Origin of the sequence: Kosakonia sp. ML.JS2a (assembly GCF_025642095.1) — a bacterium.
GTDB lineage: Bacteria > Pseudomonadota > Gammaproteobacteria > Enterobacterales > Enterobacteriaceae.
This window is the reverse complement of the sequence record NZ_CP106754.1, coordinates 65,994-84,950: the sequence shown is the minus strand read 5'-3', so window position 1 is coordinate 84,950 and position 18,957 is coordinate 65,994. Positions and strand designations below refer to the sequence as shown.

Sequence of the window (18,957 nt, the reverse complement as noted above, 5' to 3'; positions counted from 1 at the left end):
GTTAGTGCGATAATCAGGCCAGCTGCAGCGTCTCAATCACGTCCGCCACCTGCCGTCGGGCGTCGCCCGTCAGCGTGCGCAGGGGCGCGGGCAGGCAGGGTGCAGTGACCGTACCGAGCAGCTCCGCGGCGGTGGCTATCACCCGCAGGCTGCCGCCGTAACGTTTAAACAGATCCCACAGCGGTGCCAGCGCATCCGACCTGGCGCGTGCCTGGGCCATATCGCCCGTGAGCGCCGCGCGGGAGATAGCCAGCGCAACCTCCGGGAACAGCCCGCCCAGTACCGAATACCAGATGCCGCAACCGGCGCTTAAACCATCGACAGCGCTGGCATCGCCGCTGATACCCAGCGTAATGTGCGCCGGGATCTGCGCGCGCAGCGACGCGGCACGTTGCGGTGCAGAGATCGGAGGGATTTTGATAGAGCCAATATTCGGCAACTGTGCAATGCGGGCAATCAGCGCATCGCTAAAAGTAAAGTGCGTGGTGCCCGGATTGTCGTACACACACAGCGGCACAGAGAGTTCACGGGTCACCGCATCGAACAGATCGAACACCTCATCTTCCGTTAGCGCGTGATAAGAGACTGGCGCCAGCAGCAACGCGCTAACGCCCGCTTTCTGTGCATCCTCCGCCAGCCACAGCACATCGCGGGTACGGAGCGCGCCGATACCGGCTATCACCGGCACTGCGCCGGAGTGCTCTGTCGCCAGGCGCAACGCGGTGGCCCGTTCGTTACGACTGAAATAGGGGTAGCACCCGGTCGACCCCAGCGCGCCAATCGAATCCACACCGGCGGCACGCAGCCGTTTAATCAGCCGCACATAGGCCACTTCGTCCAGCTTGTCATCCACCAGCGGCGTCAGCGGAAAGGCGCTCAATCCTGTGAAATCCATTCTGTTATCCTCTTCAGATATCAAACCCGAGCAGCGTTATTTGGCTACTGCAGCCCGGCATCATACGTTGCAACCCGGCGATCAGTTCGTCGCCCGCTTCACATAACGCCGCCTTCGGCATCTCCGGCAGGCTTTCAAGAATAAACCACATCCGGTGATCGGTGGCGCTTAAGCGGGTGCGCACGCCCTGACGCCAGTTCCAGCGGCGGCACGTCGCGCCCACATCATCACGCCAGATCACCTCACCCGGCTCGGGAGACTCCTGCGCCAGTTGCCCCTCTTTGATGATGTCGAACCGCTCGCTACCGTCGGCCACGGTCAGCCGCGGTGCGCCCACATAGGCGGCAATGTTCTCACCACCCACCGGAATAGCGTAGCGCAGACTAATAGCGTTATAGAGATCCACCACCGGATCAATTGCTGGTACCACGCCGTCCCGCTGGACACGTTTACGCAGCGCCAGCGCCGAATTGGGCGTGCGCTTTGGCTTCGCGCCGAACTGCTTAAACACCGCGTCCCAGGCAGCGAGGTGCGCATCTGCCCAGGCCGGGCCACCTGCCGCAACAGAAGCGCATGCGTCAAGCAGCGCCTCTTCGCCCACCTGCGGGTTAACCAGAGTGGTGGCATCTACCATCACGCTGAGCGCACGAAAACCTGGCGCGATGGTTGCCAGGCGGGCATCGATTGACGGCTGAACGGAAAGCATCGGATAATCCTTTTTAGTGACCAATTTATTTCATACTATCGACCGATGACCAAAAAAGTCAATAAATCGACCGACTCCGGCGCAGACATTCAGCGCGTCAGTGAAGCGGTAGCGGCGCGTATTAAAGCGTTTCGCAAACAACAAAAACTCTCGCTGGATGAGCTGTCCCGCCGGGCGGGCGTCAGTAAAGGCATGTTGGTGGAAATCGAGAAATGCCTTGCCAACCCCAGTATCGCCCTGCTGTGTAAAATCTCGGCGGCGATGGGTGTCTCGGTGGCCGACATTGTGGATGTCGCCAGTAAACCGACCGCGCATCTGATCACGCCGGAGGAGATACCGGTGCTGTGGCGTGGTGAAAAAGGCGGTTCAGCCCGTTTGCTGGCAGGCACCAGTGGCCCGGATATGCTAGAAATGTGGCGCTGGGAAATGTTCCCCGGCGAGCGTTTTACCTCCCCCGGGCATCCGTCCGGCACGGTGGAGCTGTTACATGTGGAAAGCGGCGCTCTCGCTATTCAGGTGGATCAAACTGCGCTGCTTATTGCAGAAGGCTGCTCGGCGGTCGCGCAAACCGATGTGTCGCACCATTATGCCAATGACACCACACAACCGGTCATTTTCACCATGACGGTCAGCGAACGCCATTCATGAATCCTGTTCATAACCCCATTATGATTTAGTGGGGTTATCATTTTCGCCCGCCCGCTTAAGATAGCGTTCCGCCTTTGTCGGCACCCTTCCATCGCTACTCTTATCAGGATTTTATGAACAACAAGATACACGGGCCGCTGTTTCTCGCGATCCTCAGCGCACTAATGGCGTTTACCTCCTTGTCGACAGATATCTATCTGCCCGCCATGCCGCGAATGGCAACAGAGCTGCAAGGTGACATCGAGCTGACGGTCACCGGCTTTTTAATCGGCTTTGCGCTGGCGCAACTGGTGTGGGGGCCAATCAGCGATGCGCTGGGCCGCCGCCTGCCGCTGTTTATCGGTATGGTGCTGTTTATTATCGGCTCCGCCGGATGCGCCCTGTCGACGGATATTCATCAGATTGTCTTCTGGCGAGTGTTTCAGGCATTCGGTGCTTGTACCGGCCCAATGCTGGCGCGGGCAATGATCCGCGATCTCTTTAGCCGTACCCGCGCGGCGCAGATGCTCTCAACGCTGATCTTTATTATGGCGATTGCGCCAATTGTCGGACCGCTGGCGGGCGGGCAAATCATTCGCTTCACCAGTTGGCACGCCATCTTCTGGCTGTTGGCGCTGATCGGCGGGCTGATGTTCCTGTCGCTGTTCGCCCTGCCGGAAACCCTGAGCATGGAAAAGCGGGTGAAAGCCTCGTTACCTGGCGCGTTTCGCAATTACTGCGCGCTGCTGAGTAACCGTGCTTTTATGCGCTATACGCTGTGCCTGACCTTTTTCTATGTGGCTGCCTATGCCTTTATTACCGGGTCACCGTTTGTCTACATCCGCTTTTATGGCATTGACCCGCAATACTATGGCTGGCTGTTCGCCGTCAATATCGTCGGCGTGATGGGCATGAGCATGGTGAACCACCGCCTGGTACAGCGCTACCCATTGGATCACTTGCTGAAAACCGCCGTGGCCGTGGCGATGTTCGCCACTCTTGCGCTGGCGCTGGCGGTGAAACTGCATCTGGGTGGCATTGTTGCGGTGGTAGTGACGATTTTCCTGTTTTTCTCGATGAACGGCATTATTGCCGCCACCTCAACCGCCGCCGCGCTGGACGCTGCACCGTCGATGGCCGGATCGGCCTCGGCGCTGATTGGTGCGTTGCAATATGGCAGCGGCATTATCTCTTCGCTGTTGCTGGCAGGCTTTCGCGACGGCACGCCGTGGACCATGGCATGGATCATGGCGCTCTTCACCGTCGCCAGCGCGGTGATGGTGCTGCGTCGCCATTGATGAGCCGCAGTCATAAAGCCATGCCGATTTTCGCCAATAGTCGCCACGGCTTGCGGGTTTTATGATCGTCACACCACTTTCCCGTCAGACGAATTATCCACACGCTACGCTATACAGACGTGCCCATACACAGGAGAACAACATGAAAATCACCCGTAATGCTTCCGTTCCTTCGGCGCAGGGTCCACACGAGTATTTCACCGGTCGCGTACGCATTGACGCGCCATTTAAAGCCGAGGCGCCTGCCCGTGTGGGCGGCGCAACGGTAACATTTGAGCCAGGCGCTCGCACCGCATGGCATACCCATCCACTGGGCCAGACGCTGATCGTCATTCATGGTAAAGGCTGGATCCAGTGCGAAGGCGAAGCCGTGCAGGAGATGAATCAGGGCGATATTGTCTGGATCCCGGAAGAGGTTAAACACTGGCATGGCGCGACGGCCGAAAGCGCAATGACGCATATCGCCATTGCCGAATCGTTAAACGGGAGTCCGGTCACCTGGCTGGAGCAGGTGACCGATGAGCAGTATCACGGGCAATAAAAGCCATCTGGCTGTTTCCGGCGCAGATTATCTCTGCGCCATCAGCATCACACCGTGGGTATAACGGGTATGCAAATCCTGCTCAAATTGCTCACGTAGCGACTGCGGCGACAGGATGCCGATGTCCGGTAGCCAGTAACGCAACCAGCGAAAGAGCGTATGGGGATCGCTGATGGCGGTTGAAAGCGTAAGGCTGCCATCGTCATGCTGTTCCAGAATGCGCTGCGAGGGAAAGAGTGAACGGCGGGTAACGTATTCCGCCACCTGAGCAGAAACCCGCAGACGTGTCTCCACCCTTGAACCGAAACGGATCCCCGCGCCGCTATCCAGTTCGACCAGTACATCCGCATGCGGTGTAAAATGCCGCGCCGTTTCTTTAATGCCTTCAATTTTCGCCAGTTCAAACGCTTTCAGACGCCCTTGTTCAACGGCGGCCAGGTACCACAAGCCGTACTGGTTGATCAACCGGTAAGGCTGGGCCAGACGGGCCTTGTCACGGTAGCGATACTCCACTTCGCAACGTGTGGTGATCGCCCGGTTGAGTAAGTTGATGCGATCTTCAATCAGTCGGTTTTCCCGACTGCTGGGGGCATGAAATGTAATGTTGTCACGATTTTTCATGCTGTTGCGTAGCGACTGACCGTCATTGCGTGGGAAAAGATGCGCCACACCGGCAAAATCGGCGAACTCCGCCAGGTGACCGGTATGCAGAGAAGGCAGAAGATGTGAACTGAGTTTGTAGCGCCCGGGAGCAACCTGATCGAGGATATGCCCCAGTCTGGCAAGATCCCGATAAGCCGTGCGCTCCGTGATGCCGAACTTATCGCAAAGCCACGCTTTATCAATAGTTCGCCCCTGGTAAAGCGCACCGAAAATTTCACAGAGCCGCTCAATGAGCGGGTCATGTTTTCTGTCGTGACTTTCTTTCATGTTCCCCTGGTTCCGGAGTCAAAAGTCTCAGAAGACGTTAAACGATTACGGCCTGACCATGGCGGCATAGCCCTGTTTTATAGGTAAAAAAGTGTTTGTTCTTAGGGGTTAACGGCAGAAAGCTAAAAAACTAAAATGAAATTTCCGCAGACAGCAGCAGATTTATACAACCCCTTTATTTCACCGAGGGAAAGATAACCTATTGTCCTGACAGGAAATGTCAGTACAGCCTGTTGCGTGTGTGAAGTGCGGTATTTCGCGCAGGTCGATACCTCTGCCGCGTTGATACTGACGGAAATCGAAGGTGCGCTGCCGCATGCAACGTATGGCATACGGCAGGCTTTTGAGGGGAAAGGTGCTACCGATCTGTCGCTATGATATTCACCTTATTGGCGGCGACCACAAATGGCAGATAGATCAGTGTAGAAACCGCCAGGCACAGCAGGCCGACAAACAGCGCCAACCAGTTGCCTCCGGTACCCAGGAAGGCAATGAGTGGGCCAGGGGTTGTCCACGGTACTGCATACGCGATAGGCGGAATCAGCGCCATAGAGATAAAGACGTAGCCAATCAGCGAATTAACAAACGGGGTCAGCACAAACGGGATCACCAGAATCGGGTTCAGGACAATTGGCAGCCCAAAAATGACCGGTTCGTTAATATTGAATATGCCCGGAACAAAGGCCATTTTCGCCATTTCACGGTAATCTTTACGCCGCGAAGCGATAAAGATCGCCAGCAATAGTCCCAACGTCATCCCCGAGCCACCGTAGTTGGCGAAAGCATCGTTGATACCGCCCCAGGTAATCGGATACGGCGCACCCCAGGTGGTACCATGCGACGCGGTATACGACAGATTTTCCAGGTTAGCTTCTGTGAAAATGGCCTCACGAATCGCCGCCACAGTATTCGGCCCGTGGATACCCAGCACCCACAAAAAGTTTGCAACCAGGCCGAGGATCAGCACAGCGAAAATATTTGTGCCCATATCTTTTAACGGCGATTGGATCAGGGTGTAGACCAGGTCATTCAAGCCATCCGGCGAGATCTTCGCCAGCAGGTAGTTGATAACGGAAAACAGGATCATCACAAAGAAGATAGGCAACAGCACTTTGAAAGAGCGGGAGACCGCAGGCGGCACTGCGGCGGGCATCGTAATGGTCACTTTTGGGTTGCGCGCCAGACGGCAGAACACTTCACTGGCGATTAATGCAACAATAATAGCGACAAATAACCCCTGCGGCCCAAGGTATTGGGTGGTGAGATACGCTTGCCCGTCAATGACGGTGTAAGGCGTGTAAACAACAAAAAACGCGCCAATCGAGGTCAACCCGCACAGGAGATCGTCCTGTTGATAGCTAATGGCAATATTGCGCGCCACCAGAAAGGTAATTAAAACCGCCATAATATTGACCGAGCCATTCATGACGGGTGTGAATATTTCCTGCGCGGCGGCCAGATTGGGAAAAAGCGCATCCAGATGCAAAATACTGGCGATAAAACCATCGGGTGAGAGAATCGCAAAGTTAATAAGAATAATCAGCGAACTGGCCATCACAATCGGGAAAGACAATATAAATGCATCCCGCACTGCCGAAATATGGATCTGTGAGTTTAATTTAACCGCAATGGGAACGAGAATTTTCTCCATACCTCGTTCAAAAGACTCCATGAAACTCATGATGATTCCTTTTAATCTTGTTACCGTTTTAATTAATAATGCACACAGGTATTTAGTGTGAGGAAAAAGATTCCACACACAAAGAAAGAATAATTATCCGAAAACGAATTATTCAGCCAGACATACCAGCGCACTGTCTAAAACGGCTTTGCCATCCATCTGCCCGTAAGCTTTCATATCAATCACTGCGACAGGGACCCGCCCCTGTACAACTTCCTCTAATTCTTTTTTCTGGAAACGCACCTGTGGTCCCAGCAATACAATATCCACCTCATTTTTTTTCAACGTCTCTTTGGCTTCCGATATTGCCAATGCATTAATGGTTACCTCTATATTTACTGTGTCGGCATACTCTTTCATGCGTTTCACCAACATGCTTGTCGACATCCCTGCAGCGCATACCAATAATATGTTTTTCATATGACTCGTCCCTTACTATATTGATAAACATTTACTTATAGTTATTTTACCGGGTGTTTATATCTTTATCTCTCAGCGCGATCACAATAAGCACTGCAACGAAATGTAAAATCAAATAATAATAACGCGATAACGTAACTAGAATCTTTAATTATTACTCGTCAGTAAGAGAGAATGAAGGCGTGTAATTATCCCACCAGCACGCCGTTATCTTTTCCGGATAATCGATGCATCCATACAAGCACAATGATCATACCGCCAGGGCACAGCGCAACGGTCAATAAGCCTATATGCAACGATGAATATTCCATGATCAGTCCAACCAGCCACGGCACCAGACTACAGCCTGCATTACCAAAAGCCGTCAGCACACCGAACATGGTCGCACCGCCTCGCGGATAGGCGTCTGCAGACATGGCCAGCATGGTTGGCCAGAGACAGCTTCCTGAGAATCCCGCCAGAATACAGGCAGCAATGGCAATCGTTGGGCTGGGAGGAAAGCCGATCACAACAAACAGCGCCATGGTTACAGCACAGCAGCCCAGCATTAGCGCCTCTGGAGAAATACGCTGCTGCACCATAGCCGCCGCCATTCTCCCCAGCGCCATCGCCACAGAAAAGCCAGCCAGTGCAAACCCGCCGATCTCCTTCGAAAATCCCAATCCCCGCTCAGCATAAGTCGGCAGCCATTGCGACAGACCCGTCTCTGTTGCGCCGCCTAAAAAGATAGCGATCAGGCAAGCGATGAAATAAGGGCGTTTTATCAGGGTTGTCATCGCTTCTCGCGGCGCAGTTTCCTGCACCAGAGGAGGGAGAGTAAGCCGCAGGAACAACAGTGCCGTCCCCAATGGCGCAATCATGATCCCCAACGCAACCATGCGCCATGAAATCCCCCATTTCAGCGCAAAGCTGGCTATCAGCACTGCGCCTACCGCACCGAGGCAAAAATAGGAGTGTAGCCAGTTCATGGCCGCACTGCGCCTGGCAGGCTGTAGCGCCACGACAATCGGGCTGAGCAGCATATCCAGCATGCCTGCTCCCCATCCCATCATCGCGACAGCGAACAACAGGAAAGTGTAGGTGGGCGCCATCGCCACAAGTCCTAACCCAAGTGCCGTGATCAGCAGCCCAAATAAAATAAACCGCTGAGCATTGCCCCGATCGGCCAGCGGCCCGGTCACCAGGATAGCGGTGATAAAACTGAGAAACATCACTGCCGGAATACGCCCCAATTGTTCGCCGGTCAGCCCGGAAACACTGTCAAAGGCGTCGCTAAATGTGGTCAGGTAGACGGGTAAGAAGTTGAGTGCAATGGCCAGGCATATCATGGCGGCATAGCAGGCGCAGAGAGACAGACGCTGTTGATGAGGTGAAATCGTCATTTTTTATCCCTGTCAGAAACGGTCAGCATCATGCGCCTGCCACTGACACTCCATCAGTTCAATCTCAGAGAAGTGGGCGGCAAAAGAAGAGTCTCCGGGGCTACTGGCAAAAAAGCCAAACTGCACCCTCGCCTCAGCGTGGGACAAATGGAACATGCGCATCATGTGAAAATCTCTGCCATCCAGTGAGTTTTCCAGCAGAAAATCGCTCCCCCTGCGGCTCAACCGGTAATACATGGTCTGCCGATACCGATCAAAGTTAGACATCGACCAATCCGAAAATCCCTGATTGGTCACCACCGAAAACAACTGCTGGTAACCATTGTTTTGATATTCAATACCGCTTTTCATCCAGTGGTCTTCATCCTGGTAAATGAACAGACCACACTGATCAAAATAGATTGCAGAATTAAACGACACCCTGGCTTTCAGAGTCCAGAATCGCTCCTCGCGGCTAATAACTGCAGCAGGTGCATTATCATACTCCAACCCATAATACGTCCCGCGCCAAAAATCAGTATCGGGGGAGGTGTAAAGAATAATATCATCCTCATCAAGGACAAGGTATTCAGTGACATTAAACCAGATTAACTCTGAAGCTTTGAATTTTTCCATATTATTTCTCAGCCATCCATGAGAGATATTAATACGCCTGGGCAGATTTACGTTTAAAATGCAGAAGGTTATAATTAGACCTGGCATCGAAATGGTGCAGTGAAAAAGCTTTGGCATTACTTATATCCTGGTATCCTTCACCATCTGCGAGAGTAGTCGTAGTTGCTCCGCCAATAATAATAGGTAACTGCATTAAAATAATATCATCCACCACATCAAGATCAAACATCTGCCAGTTTAAATAACCACCACCTTCCACCATAATATGTTCTATGCCACGCTGTTTAAGTAGTGAAAAAAGAAGATTAAAATCGACCCGATCGATTCCCGCGAAAAGTACCTCTTTGCCATGTTCGCGGATTCGTTGAATCATCGCGTGACCACGCGCCCGTTCTGTCGTAACAATGAGGGTTTCTTCCGGCGAGCACAACACTCTGGCCGAATCGGGAAAATCCAACGATGCGGTAGGAATAATGCGCAGCGGATTACCGCCGCCATAACGATTGGTTAATTGCGGATCATCCGTCACGATAGTATTTCTCCCCACCATAATGGCATCGACCTTCCCACGGAATTGATGAATAAATTGCATATCTTCATCGTTAAGCCGCTGGAATAATCCTTTACTGGACCCGCCATGGCCGAGCGTTAATTTACCATCAATAGAGATTTGACTAAAAATAGTAATTTTCATAATATCTCAACTTATCTTTGTTTAAAGAGGGAGAATTTTTAAAGATATTTTTCATTCGGTGTAAAGACACATTTTATAATATTAGAGCAAGGATCGTTGAGCAGATGGTCAAATGCCTCTGCATATTCGTCAAGGGTATAACGATGCGTCACCAGCTCGCCCAGCGCGGGAATCATACTGGCCATCTGTAATGCACGCGGGAAATGTTGATTATATTCCCCTGCGCCAATCAGACGGATGGCATTAACCAGAACGTGTTTTACCGGCAATGGATAGGTGTAATTTCCGTCAAACCCGAAAAGGACAACCCTGCCGCCCCGGCGAACCGTGCTCATGGCAACATCAAGCTGGTTCCCTACCGTGTCGATAACCGCATCTACCCGGGTTTGCTGTAGCCTGGTTCCGAGTTCATCCGCATGCAGGACATCCAGCCCAAGCGACCGCCCGAATTGAATACGGTTTGGGTTCAGATCCGTCGCCAGTGTCTTTACACCCATCGCCCGGAGCAGCAACTGAGCCACCAGACTCATCGGTCCCGATCCCAGCACTAACACTCGCTCTCCCGCTTGAATCTCAGCCTGGTCAATATTGTTTAAAATACAGGCGACAGGTTCAATGAGTACCGCGGTTTCCCAGCTCATCGCATCCGGTAGCGGATAAACAAATGGCATCCTGGTAATAAATCGTTCCGCAAACATACCGTGTTTATTTACACCGGCGATATCCAGCCCTCCATGTTGGCCACCGGTGCAGAGATGTGTGTGCGCGGAGCGACAGGCTGCGCAGCGCCCGCAATACTCATTCGGATCGATAACGACTCGCATACCCGGTTGCAGGCCCGTCACCGCGTTGCCGACATTAACAACCACGCCAACAGCTTCATGCCCGCGAATAATGCCCGGTAGCCCCTCCTCTCGCCCTGCTAACACCGCCAAATCAGTTCCACAAATACCAGAAAGTACAATATCAATCTCAACGCTATCATCCGGTAATAGCGGGTAATGCTGATGGGTTATGAGCCCTAACGTTTTTTCATCAATTAGAGAAATGGCTTTCATAAATACAATCCATTTATAAAGAATCTTCCATATATAAAAATCCGTTTCGCCAATAGATATAGCGGCTACTTCTGTATTCATTTGAGAGCAAAATCACAATATTTTATTATAAAAATATCCTTAACTAAAATTCACAATCTTAAAAAACATAATTCTTGAATTTATATGAAATTAAAAAACAAACCTATCTCTTTGTTTTTATTGATATCACGTAACCACACAACAGAACCACAGCAAATATAAAAAGATAATTAAAAAATAAGAACAGACAACATCATAAAAACAATGAATTAAAGTACAAAGGGTGAAAATAATATTGCAACGAGAGAGTAAATCGGCAGAGAAAACTGCAATTCACAAAGGGCAGCAGAAAAGTCCAGGCTCCCGTTGGTGGAATTATCGGCGATGAATATGCATGATTCCCCATTCGCAATGGGGCTTAATGCCCCTAGCAGTATTCCTTTATGATGCGCTCGCGGGTTTCCATCAGCTTGTGACGACGCAATTATGTTGTACTCAATATGTTGCCTTAAACGCAGGGTGACTGGTCATCAGCGCGGTGATCGGCTGAAGGTGCTCGCGTAATGCGCTGTGCAGGTGGCGGATAGCCGGAGAAAACTGTTTACGGTGCGGGCAGATAAGGTTTAACGGCGCAGCCTCCCCCGGATGCTGCGGCAAAAGCACCTCCAGGCGGCCCGCCAGCACATCATCGCTGAGATCGATCCACGATTTGTAGACAATCCCCAGCCCATCTATGGCCCAGCGCCGGGCCACGTCAGCGTCATCGCACAACATGCGACTCTTAACGATAAGCTGGCGGCGCATGCCGTTTTCCGGGAAGCTCCACTTGTCATACGCCTGGCTATTCATCGTGAACAACAAGCACGGGTGATTCACCACCTCATCCAGCGTTTGCGGGCGGCCATTGCGTGCCAGATAAGCAGGCGAGGCTGCCAGAACGCGGCGGTTATATTCCGCCAGCGGCAACGCCACATAGCTGCTGTTATCCAGCACACCGTAACGAATGGCAATATCAACCGGATCGCGGAACACATCGCTAATGTGATCGGACAGCGAAAGACGCAAGGACACTTTTGGGTGCTGCCGGCAAAAACGGGTGATCAGCGGCAACAGCACATTGCGGCCGATGTCCGACGGCATCGCCACACGCAACTCGCCCTTGATCTCGTTATCGCCGCTGTGCAGGCTTTCCGCACCGGCGTGCACCACTTCCAGCATCTCCTGGGCGTAGGGCAGGTACTTTTCGCCTTCCGCCGTCAGCCGTAAGCTGCGTGTGGATCGCACAAACAAGCGCTTATCCAAATCCCGCTCCAGCCGGTGCACAGCCGCGCTCACCTGACCCGGCAGCAAACCAGCTTCCCGTGCCGCATTTGAAAAACTTCCCAGTGCCGCCGAGCGGACAAACAGCGTGACATCTTCCAGCCGAATCATGGTCTCTCCGGGTGATAAAAGGGCGTACACCGTCTGTTGTGCCAGAAAATAGCGCGCAGGCAAACTTCATTTTCACTCCAGGAGTGAAAGTGTTGCCTCTTTACAGCGATTTATCTCGTTATCTTTTGCGTTTATCCTCCAACAATCCCCTCAATCTACTTGTTATTTTTGCGCCAGGAGAAACAGGATGACCCTTGATGATGCTGTGATTGCCCGCCATACGGTGAAAGCGTTTGAACCCGGTAAAACGCTGCCGCAGGAAAAAATTGACACCTTACTTAACGTGCTGCAAAACAGCCCCTCGTCTGTGAATTCACAGCCGTGGCACTTTGTGGTTGCCTCCACGCAGGAAGGCCGTGAAACGATAGCGAAATCCACCAGCGGCGCGTATGCCTATAACGAACCGAAAGTGCTGAACGCCTCTCATGTCATCGCCCTGTGCATGCGCAGCGATCTCGATGACCAGCACCTGCAAAACGTGCTGGCGCAGGAGCAAAAAGATGGCCGCTTTGTCGCCGAAGGCGCGCAGGCCGGCCAGGACAAGAGCCGCCGCTCTTATGTGGATATGCACCGCTACGAGCAGCGCGATATTCCGCAATGGATGGAGAAACAGGTTTACCTGGCGCTGGGCGGCCTGCTGCTGAGCGCCGCGATGCTCGACATTGACGCCACGCCGATGGAAGGGTTTGATCAGCGCGCGCTGGATCTTGCACTGGGTCTGCGTGAGAAAGGGCTGACCAGCGTGGTGCTGGTCTCACTGGGCTTTCGCAGCGAAAAAGACTTTAACGCCGCGTTGCCAAAATCCCGCCTGCCGCGCGACGAGATTTTTACCTTTATCTAAGCCCGCCAGCCCGGTTTCGCCGGGCTTTTTTATGTCTGCGTAATTGATCACTTTCTTGCCGCGGAAACAATATTACCCTATTTGCATAATTTGGCTTTTAGGTTAATACTATGGAGAAAGGAACTCCCCATACCCGCTTACATATCGTTAAGCAAATGGTCACGGATGGAAAAATTAAGATAACGTCCAGCGCAATCGCTGGCGCTATCGAACTCGGTTTTACCGTACCGCCCTTTGATGAAATGTGTACAGTCATTCTTAGCCTGACAATGACCGATTTTTTTAAAAGCATGACGGCATATGCCGATCACACTATTTGGCATGATGTCTATCGTCCATTGTGGAATGGGCAAAGAATATACCTGAAATTAATCGTCTCGAACGACGTGCTGATCGTCTCGTTTAAGGAGAGATAACATGAAATGTCCTGTTTGCGGCGGTGCAGAACTCAAACATGAAACACGCGACGTCGCTTATGAGTACAAAAATCGTAAGACGTTGATAAAAAACGTTATGGGTGATTTTTGCGACAACTGCGGCGAAATTGTTTTTGACCGCATCAACGGTGAACATTACGCAAAACAGGTTGCTGCGTTTGTACGCAATGTTAATGCCAATGAAGTCGATCCACACTTTATCGCCAGAGTACGTAAACGTTTCAACCTTGACCAGCGCCAGGCTGCCGAGATTTTCGGTGGTGGCGCCAATGCATTCAGCCGCTACGAAACCGGACGTGTTGCACCCCCTAAGCCCTTAATATTGCTGTTCAAGGCATTGGATAAACACCCCGAATTGTTTGAAGAACTAAAACATGCCTGATACAAAGCCCGCCGCCATCAACGCGGGCTTTTTATTCGCCTGGATTTTGAACCCTATCACATATCCTGTTTTTCCCTCGCCGGAGCAATTGTTTCATTAATGTAAAATCGCTTCTGGTATTCCGTTAATAATCACACGGTTTTTAAGGTTTTATTGATCGCGAGCGGGATTTCCGTCGCAGTTTTTGTTTCGCCATCAATTATTTGCATTTTTTATATAATCATCGCCGGATGACCCCCCGTTTTATTCCTCTCATAGTTGTTTCGTCAGCAGGTCGCATTTTTATTCCGTAACGTTGCCTGTCTTATTATTTTAACTGCTGGAAAACAATGTTATGAACTCTACAACTGAACAGGTTACGCTCAGGAAAATATCCTGGCGTATCGTACCCTTTGTGATGTTTGCTTATTTTATTGCATTTTTTGACCGCATAAATATAGGCTTCGCCGCGCTCACTATGAACCAGGACTTAGGATTTTCCTCCACGGTATTTGGTATTGGCGCGGGCATGTTTTTTATTGGCTATTTCTTAACAGATATTCCCTCAAATGTTATTTTGCAGAAAGTCGGTCCGCGTATCTGGCTGGCCCGTATTATGGTGAGCTGGGGTATTATTGCCGCCTGCATGATGTTTGTTGAAACCTCGACCGGTTTTTATGTTCTGCGCTTTTTATTAGGCGTCGCTGAGGCCGGGTTCTTCTCCGGTATTATTCTCTACTTAAGCACCTGGTTCCCGATTAAACGCCGTGCGCAGGTGATCGCGTTCTTTATGGCGGCCGCGCCGATTTCGTCGATGATTGGCTCGCCGCTGGCAGGCACCATTTTAAGCATGCACGGTGCGTTTGGCCTGAAAGGCTGGCAACTGATGTTTATGCTGGATTCCGCAGCCGCCATCCTGCTGGGTATTTTCACCTTCTTCTATCTCAACGATCGTCCGGAGAAAAACCGCTGGTTAAGCAAAGATGAAACCCAGTGGCTGATTAACACCCTGGCGGAAGAGAATCAGAACAAAGGCAGTCAGGCGAAAACCAGCATCTGGAAAGGGCTGACCGATATTCGCGTACTGACGCTGGCAGTGGTCTATTTCGGTACGTCGGCGGGCCTCTATTCGCTGAATATCTGGTCGCCGCAGTTTATTAAATCCTTCGGCCTGACCACGTTCCAGATTGGCTTTATTAATGCCATCCCGGCGGCACTGTCGATTGTGGCGATGATCCTGTGGGCAAAACACTCCGACAAAACCAAAGAGCGTACCTGGCACGTAGTCAGCGCCTGCCTGTTCGCCTGCCTCGGTTTTATCCTCGCCGGATTGGTGCACAGCCTGCCGCTGGCCATCTTCGCGCTGGTGATGGCCAACGTCGGTATCTCGTCCTGTAAACCACCGCTGTGGAGCATCCCGTCGCTGTTCCTCAATGGACCGGCAGCAGCAGCAGGCCTCGCTGCCATCAACTCAATTGGCAACCTGGGTGGGTTCGCTGGCCCGGCGGTGATCGGCTGGCTGAAAGAGACCACCGGTGACTTCTCCCTCGCCCTCTGGTGCGTGGCAGGCATGCTGGTGGTTTCCGCCGTCCTGACTCTCTCTATCGAAATTAGCCGTAAACGTAAGGCAATGAAGAGCTCATTAGCCTGAAATAAGAAATGGAGCATATTGTGAGCACATCTGAAGCAATTTCGTCATTAACTGACGTGATGACCCGTTTTACCGGGTATGTCGGGAAACGTCTGCCAACAGACGTTATGAAAAAACTCGAAGCACTGCGTGCGGAAGAGGACGCACCGCTGGCCGTGGCAGTGTACGACTCCATGTTTGAGAACCAGAAACGGGCCGACGAGCTGGATCGCCCGTGCTGCCAGGACACCGGGGTGATCCAGTACTTCATCACCTGCGGGGCGAAATTCCCCTACTTAAGCGGGCTGGAGTCGATTCTGAAAACTGCCACGCTGGAAGCCACCAAAAAAGCGCCGCTGCGCCACAACGCAGTAGAAACCTTCATTGAGAAAAACACCGGCACCAATACCGGCTCGCGCATACCGTGGCTGGACTGGGAAATCATCCCGGATGACGACAGCTGCACCATTGAAGTGTACATGGCTGGCGGCGGTTGTTCGCTGCCGGGCGCGGCTAAAGTATTGATGCCAGGCCAGGGCTATGAAGGCGTCAACCAGTTCGTGTTTGACGTGATCACCTCCTACGGCGTGAATGCCTGCCCGCCGCTGCTGGTTGGCGTTGGCGTGTCGACGTCGGTAGAAACAGCTGCGCGTCTTTCCAAGAAAGCGATTCTGCGCCCGGTGGACTCCTGCCACCCGAACCCGGATGCCGCCAAAATGGAAGCACTGCTGGAAGAAGGTCTGAACAAAGTCGGACTGGGGCCACAGGGCCTGGGCGGCAAAGCGTCGGTGATGGGCGTCAACATTGAGTCCTCCGCCCGCCACCCGTCGACCATTGGCGTGGCGGTTTCCACCGGTTGTTGGGCGCACCGCCGCGGCGCGATCCGTTTTAACGCCGATCTCTCTTACGAAATTCTTTCCCACCAGGGGGCTGTATTATGAAAAAAGTGCTCACCACACCCATTAAAGACGAAGACTTACTCTCCCTGAAGCCTGGCGACATTGTCTACCTGACCGGCACACTGGTGACCTGCCGCGACGTGGCGCACCGCCGCCTGATTGAGTTAAAGCGCGAGCTGCCGGTCGACCTGAAAGGTCTGGCGATTTTCCACGCTGGTCCAATCGTGGTGGAGAAAGGCGAAAATGAATTCGAGATGATCTCGATTGGGCCGACCACCAGCATGCGTATGGAAAAGTTCGAGAAAGAGTTTATCGAGCAGACGGGCGTGAAGCTGATCGTCGGTAAAGGCGGGATGGGGCCGAACACCGAAGAGGGCTGCCGCACGCACAAAGCGGTGCACGCGGTGTTCCCTGGCGGTTGCGCGGTGCTGGCGGCCACCTGCGTAGAGAAAATCGAAGATGCCCAGTGGCGCGATTTAGGGATGCCGGAGACCTTGTGGGTCAACCGGGTAAAAGAGTTCGGCCCGTTAATTATCTCGATCGACTGCGAAGGCAATAACCTGTTCGAAGAGAACAAGAAAGTCTACAACGCCCGAAAACTGCCGATTATTGAAGAGATTAATCAGCAGGTTAAGTTTATTAAATAACCCGCCGTTCAGGCACAGGTATTATCATGAAGTTACTGAGTTTTGTTAACCCGACATCCGGTGAAAAAACATGGGGTTGCATTGACGGCACGCAGGTTTTTGATTTGGGGAAACGCTTATCGGCGTATTTCCCGGACCTGAAATCCGCCATCGCGGGCAATGCACTGGCGGAACTGACGCCGATGATCCCGGCGCAGGCGGATTTTCACGCCGATGAGATCCGTTTTCTACCGGTCATTGAAAACCCCAGTAAAATTTTCTGCGTGGGCATGAACTACATGGAAAAGCGGATCGAGTTCGAACAAACCATCGATGCGCCGACCCTGTTTGTTCGCTTCGCGGATACGCTCTCCGCACACGGCGATGTGGTGTGCAAACCCGACAGCAGCAATGAGTTTGATTACGAAGGCGAGCTGGCGGTGGTGATCGGCAAAGATACGGACAATGTCAGCCGCGACAACGCGTTAGAGCATATCGCTGGCTACAGCTGTTTTATGGATGGCTCAGTACGTGATATGCAGTATACCTGGTTCACGTCGGGCAAGAACTGGCGCAAAACCGGCGCGTTCGGCCCGTGGATGGTGACCCGCGATGAGATCCGCGATCCGCAGGATTTGGCGATCAGCACCTGGCTGAACGGCAATCGCGTGCAGAACGATTCGACCCACAATATGATCAACTCCGTCGCCATGCTGGTGGAATATATCTCCCGCTTTAGCCCGCTGCAGGCAGGCGACGTGATCATTACCGGTTCGCCGGGGGGCGTGGGCAAAAAACGGACGCCGCCGCTGTTTATGAAGGAAGGGGATGTGATCGAGGTGGAAATCGGCAACATTGGCCGCCTGGTCAACCGCGTTACCGCGCTATCGAACGCGATGGCGTAGTGCTGTGGTTTTCCTCTCTCCCCATCCGGGAGAGGGGAAAATCAGGTTAATAGAGATCCGAAATCACCGGTAATTCATGCATTACCACTTGCATCATATTATCCCGCGCTTCATCTCGTGCTCCTGCCACCCATACGGCGGCCATCGGCAATTTACTGCGAATCGAGTCATAACCTTCGCCAATCGGAATGAATTTAATATTCAGCGCAGCCATGCGCATAACCCAACGGGGCATAATTGCCGCGCCCAGTTCTGCCGCCACCATATTAATAATGGTCTGTTTTTCATCGGCAATTTGAATCAGCGTCGGTTTAAAACCGGCATGTTCAAACAGGCTTAAGGTTAAATCGTAGCTGTGCGGGCGTACGCGTTTTTCCGGCACAATCAGCGGGATATCGCGTAAATCATCAACATTGATTTCACTGCGGTTGGCCAGTGGGTGCTTATCGGAAATCGCCAGCACCACATCTTCGTAAAACAGAAACTCGCTATGCAACGCGCTGTCCATCTGGCTTTGCGGGCGAATAAAAATCAGATCCAACCTGCCGGTTTTCAGCTTTGGCAGCAGGCGTGACGATTTATCTTCCAGAAAACTCAGTTCCACGCCTGGCCAGCGCTCGCGAAAATGGTGCAATACATGGGGAATAAGGCTGACCGCCGCGCTGTCGATCGCGCCAATCCGCAGTTTTCCTGCGTTCTGCCGCGCCAGCGTCTGAAAGCGTTTTTCGATATCGTCTGCACGCGCCACCAGTTCCCGCGCTTCCGGTAAAAACAGCGCGCCGTGGGGCGTGAGGGAGACATTGCGCGTCGAGCGCGATAATAACCGCGTGCCGAGATCCTCTTCCAGCAGCTTAATATAGCGGCCCAGCGCAGAAGGCAGCATATCCATTTTTTGCGCCGCGTGACCAAAATGCAGCTCGTCCGCCACGGCAATAAAGCACCTGAGCTGGTGAAGTTCC

General features: G+C 52.6%; 21 protein-coding genes. 10 read left to right on the top strand and 11 right to left on the bottom strand.

Annotated features, from left to right (window positions below):
* Positions 1-13 precede the first annotated feature (13 nt).
* Positions 14-895: a dihydrodipicolinate synthase family protein gene (locus tag N7922_RS00380; RefSeq protein WP_263098745.1), complete on the bottom strand. Its 882-nt coding sequence runs from the start codon at positions 893-895 to the stop codon at positions 14-16.
* A 13-nt stretch (positions 896-908) separates the two neighbouring features.
* On the bottom strand, positions 909-1,601 hold the full coding sequence (locus tag N7922_RS00375) for a B3/4 domain-containing protein (RefSeq protein WP_263098744.1): 693 nt from the start codon (positions 1,599-1,601) through the stop codon (positions 909-911).
* A 45-nt stretch (positions 1,602-1,646) separates the two neighbouring features.
* Between N7922_RS00375 and N7922_RS00370 the strand changes: the two genes are divergently transcribed.
* The 3 genes from N7922_RS00370 (at position 1,647) to N7922_RS00360 (ending at position 4,067) form a co-directional block, all read left to right on the top strand.
* A complete protein-coding gene (locus N7922_RS00370; RefSeq protein ID WP_263098743.1) occupies positions 1,647-2,249 on the top strand; it encodes an XRE family transcriptional regulator in 603 nt (200 codons plus the stop codon).
* A 113-nt stretch (positions 2,250-2,362) separates the two neighbouring features.
* Complete coding sequence (locus N7922_RS00365; RefSeq protein ID WP_263098742.1) at positions 2,363-3,526, top strand: multidrug effflux MFS transporter; 1,164 nt, start codon at positions 2,363-2,365, stop codon at positions 3,524-3,526.
* A gap of 142 nt (positions 3,527-3,668) precedes the next feature.
* The gene (locus tag N7922_RS00360) at positions 3,669-4,067 is read left to right on the top strand and encodes a cupin domain-containing protein (protein WP_263098741.1); all 399 of its coding nucleotides are present in this window, start codon (positions 3,669-3,671) and stop codon (positions 4,065-4,067) included.
* A gap of 27 nt (positions 4,068-4,094) precedes the next feature.
* On the opposite strand, the gene N7922_RS00355 is transcribed toward N7922_RS00360, so the two are convergent.
* The 8 genes from N7922_RS00355 to N7922_RS00320 all read right to left on the bottom strand — a co-directional run bounded on the left by N7922_RS00355 (position 4,095) and on the right by N7922_RS00320 (position 12,299).
* Positions 4,095-4,997 (bottom strand): helix-turn-helix transcriptional regulator, encoded by a 903-nt coding sequence (locus N7922_RS00355; protein ID WP_263098740.1) that lies wholly within the window; start codon positions 4,995-4,997, stop codon positions 4,095-4,097.
* Between the two features lie 358 nt (positions 4,998-5,355).
* Positions 5,356-6,678: a PTS sugar transporter subunit IIC gene (locus tag N7922_RS00350; RefSeq protein WP_263098739.1), complete on the bottom strand. Its 1,323-nt coding sequence runs from the start codon at positions 6,676-6,678 to the stop codon at positions 5,356-5,358.
* Between the two features lie 108 nt (positions 6,679-6,786).
* Entirely contained in the window at positions 6,787-7,098 is a 312-nt protein-coding gene (locus N7922_RS00345; protein WP_263098738.1) for a PTS sugar transporter subunit IIB, read from the bottom strand.
* Positions 7,099-7,286: 188 nt separating this feature from the next.
* On the bottom strand, positions 7,287-8,480 hold the full coding sequence (locus N7922_RS00340; protein ID WP_263098737.1) for an MFS transporter: 1,194 nt from the start codon (positions 8,478-8,480) through the stop codon (positions 7,287-7,289).
* 12 nt (positions 8,481-8,492) lie between these two features.
* Positions 8,493-9,095: a DUF1349 domain-containing protein gene (locus N7922_RS00335; RefSeq protein WP_263098736.1), complete on the bottom strand. Its 603-nt coding sequence runs from the start codon at positions 9,093-9,095 to the stop codon at positions 8,493-8,495.
* Between the two features lie 28 nt (positions 9,096-9,123).
* Complete coding sequence (locus N7922_RS00330; protein ID WP_263098735.1) at positions 9,124-9,789, bottom strand: dihydrofolate reductase family protein; 666 nt, start codon at positions 9,787-9,789, stop codon at positions 9,124-9,126.
* A gap of 38 nt (positions 9,790-9,827) precedes the next feature.
* On the bottom strand, positions 9,828-10,928 hold the full coding sequence (locus N7922_RS00325) for a zinc-dependent alcohol dehydrogenase (protein WP_263098734.1): 1,101 nt from the start codon (positions 10,926-10,928) through the stop codon (positions 9,828-9,830).
* A 435-nt stretch (positions 10,929-11,363) separates the two neighbouring features.
* Positions 11,364-12,299, bottom strand: coding sequence for a LysR family transcriptional regulator (locus tag N7922_RS00320; protein ID WP_263098733.1), 936 nt, complete (start codon positions 12,297-12,299; stop codon positions 11,364-11,366).
* Positions 12,300-12,486: 187 nt separating this feature from the next.
* Between N7922_RS00320 and nfsB the strand changes: the two genes are divergently transcribed.
* From nfsB to N7922_RS00285, 7 genes are all read left to right on the top strand, one after another.
* Positions 12,487-13,140 (top strand): oxygen-insensitive NAD(P)H nitroreductase, encoded by a 654-nt coding sequence (nfsB, locus tag N7922_RS00315; RefSeq protein ID WP_263098732.1) that lies wholly within the window; start codon positions 12,487-12,489, stop codon positions 13,138-13,140.
* Positions 13,141-13,250: 110 nt separating this feature from the next.
* A complete protein-coding gene (locus tag N7922_RS00310; protein ID WP_263098731.1) occupies positions 13,251-13,556 on the top strand; it encodes a type II toxin-antitoxin system MqsR family toxin in 306 nt (101 codons plus the stop codon).
* 1 nt (position 13,557) lies between these two features.
* A complete protein-coding gene (locus tag N7922_RS00305) occupies positions 13,558-13,959 on the top strand; it encodes a type II toxin-antitoxin system MqsA family antitoxin (protein ID WP_263098730.1) in 402 nt (133 codons plus the stop codon).
* 334 nt (positions 13,960-14,293) lie between these two features.
* The gene (locus N7922_RS00300) at positions 14,294-15,589 is read left to right on the top strand and encodes an MFS transporter (protein WP_061492442.1); all 1,296 of its coding nucleotides are present in this window, start codon (positions 14,294-14,296) and stop codon (positions 15,587-15,589) included.
* 20 nt (positions 15,590-15,609) lie between these two features.
* The gene (gene ttdA / locus N7922_RS00295) at positions 15,610-16,509 is read left to right on the top strand and encodes a L(+)-tartrate dehydratase subunit alpha (RefSeq protein WP_209446753.1); all 900 of its coding nucleotides are present in this window, start codon (positions 15,610-15,612) and stop codon (positions 16,507-16,509) included.
* On the top strand, positions 16,506-17,114 hold the full coding sequence (gene ttdB / locus N7922_RS00290) for a L(+)-tartrate dehydratase subunit beta (protein WP_088236934.1): 609 nt from the start codon (positions 16,506-16,508) through the stop codon (positions 17,112-17,114). Before ttdA ends, ttdB begins: the two co-directional genes overlap by 4 nt.
* A gap of 26 nt (positions 17,115-17,140) precedes the next feature.
* On the top strand, positions 17,141-17,998 hold the full coding sequence (locus tag N7922_RS00285) for a fumarylacetoacetate hydrolase family protein (RefSeq protein WP_061492440.1): 858 nt from the start codon (positions 17,141-17,143) through the stop codon (positions 17,996-17,998).
* 46 nt (positions 17,999-18,044) lie between these two features.
* On the opposite strand, the gene N7922_RS00280 is transcribed toward N7922_RS00285, so the two are convergent.
* Complete coding sequence (locus tag N7922_RS00280) at positions 18,045-18,926, bottom strand: LysR family transcriptional regulator (RefSeq protein ID WP_263098729.1); 882 nt, start codon at positions 18,924-18,926, stop codon at positions 18,045-18,047.
* Between the last annotated feature and the right edge of the window lie 31 nt (positions 18,927-18,957).

Coding starts and splice junctions, on each gene's coding strand:
- N7922_RS00380 (WP_263098745.1), bottom strand. CDS start 895: ATGGATTTCACAGGATTGAGCGCCTTTCCGCTGACGCCGCTGGTGGAT.
- N7922_RS00375 (WP_263098744.1), bottom strand. CDS start 1,601: ATGCTTTCCGTTCAGCCGTCAATCGATGCCCGCCTGGCAACCATCGCG.
- N7922_RS00370 (WP_263098743.1), top strand. CDS start 1,647: ATGACCAAAAAAGTCAATAAATCGACCGACTCCGGCGCAGACATTCAG.
- N7922_RS00365 (WP_263098742.1), top strand. CDS start 2,363: ATGAACAACAAGATACACGGGCCGCTGTTTCTCGCGATCCTCAGCGCA.
- N7922_RS00360 (WP_263098741.1), top strand. CDS start 3,669: ATGAAAATCACCCGTAATGCTTCCGTTCCTTCGGCGCAGGGTCCACAC.
- N7922_RS00355 (WP_263098740.1), bottom strand. CDS start 4,997: ATGAAAGAAAGTCACGACAGAAAACATGACCCGCTCATTGAGCGGCTC.
- N7922_RS00350 (WP_263098739.1), bottom strand. CDS start 6,678: ATGAGTTTCATGGAGTCTTTTGAACGAGGTATGGAGAAAATTCTCGTT.
- N7922_RS00345 (WP_263098738.1), bottom strand. CDS start 7,098: ATGAAAAACATATTATTGGTATGCGCTGCAGGGATGTCGACAAGCATG.
- N7922_RS00340 (WP_263098737.1), bottom strand. CDS start 8,480: ATGACGATTTCACCTCATCAACAGCGTCTGTCTCTCTGCGCCTGCTAT.
- N7922_RS00335 (WP_263098736.1), bottom strand. CDS start 9,095: ATGGAAAAATTCAAAGCTTCAGAGTTAATCTGGTTTAATGTCACTGAA.
- N7922_RS00330 (WP_263098735.1), bottom strand. CDS start 9,789: ATGAAAATTACTATTTTTAGTCAAATCTCTATTGATGGTAAATTAACG.
- N7922_RS00325 (WP_263098734.1), bottom strand. CDS start 10,928: ATGAATACAGAAGTAGCCGCTATATCTATTGGCGAAACGGATTTTTAT.
- N7922_RS00320 (WP_263098733.1), bottom strand. CDS start 12,299: ATGATTCGGCTGGAAGATGTCACGCTGTTTGTCCGCTCGGCGGCACTG.
- nfsB (WP_263098732.1), top strand. CDS start 12,487: ATGACCCTTGATGATGCTGTGATTGCCCGCCATACGGTGAAAGCGTTT.
- N7922_RS00310 (WP_263098731.1), top strand. CDS start 13,251: ATGGAGAAAGGAACTCCCCATACCCGCTTACATATCGTTAAGCAAATG.
- N7922_RS00305 (WP_263098730.1), top strand. CDS start 13,558: ATGAAATGTCCTGTTTGCGGCGGTGCAGAACTCAAACATGAAACACGC.
- N7922_RS00300 (WP_061492442.1), top strand. CDS start 14,294: ATGAACTCTACAACTGAACAGGTTACGCTCAGGAAAATATCCTGGCGT.
- ttdB (WP_088236934.1), top strand. CDS start 16,506: ATGAAAAAAGTGCTCACCACACCCATTAAAGACGAAGACTTACTCTCC.
- N7922_RS00285 (WP_061492440.1), top strand. CDS start 17,141: ATGAAGTTACTGAGTTTTGTTAACCCGACATCCGGTGAAAAAACATGG.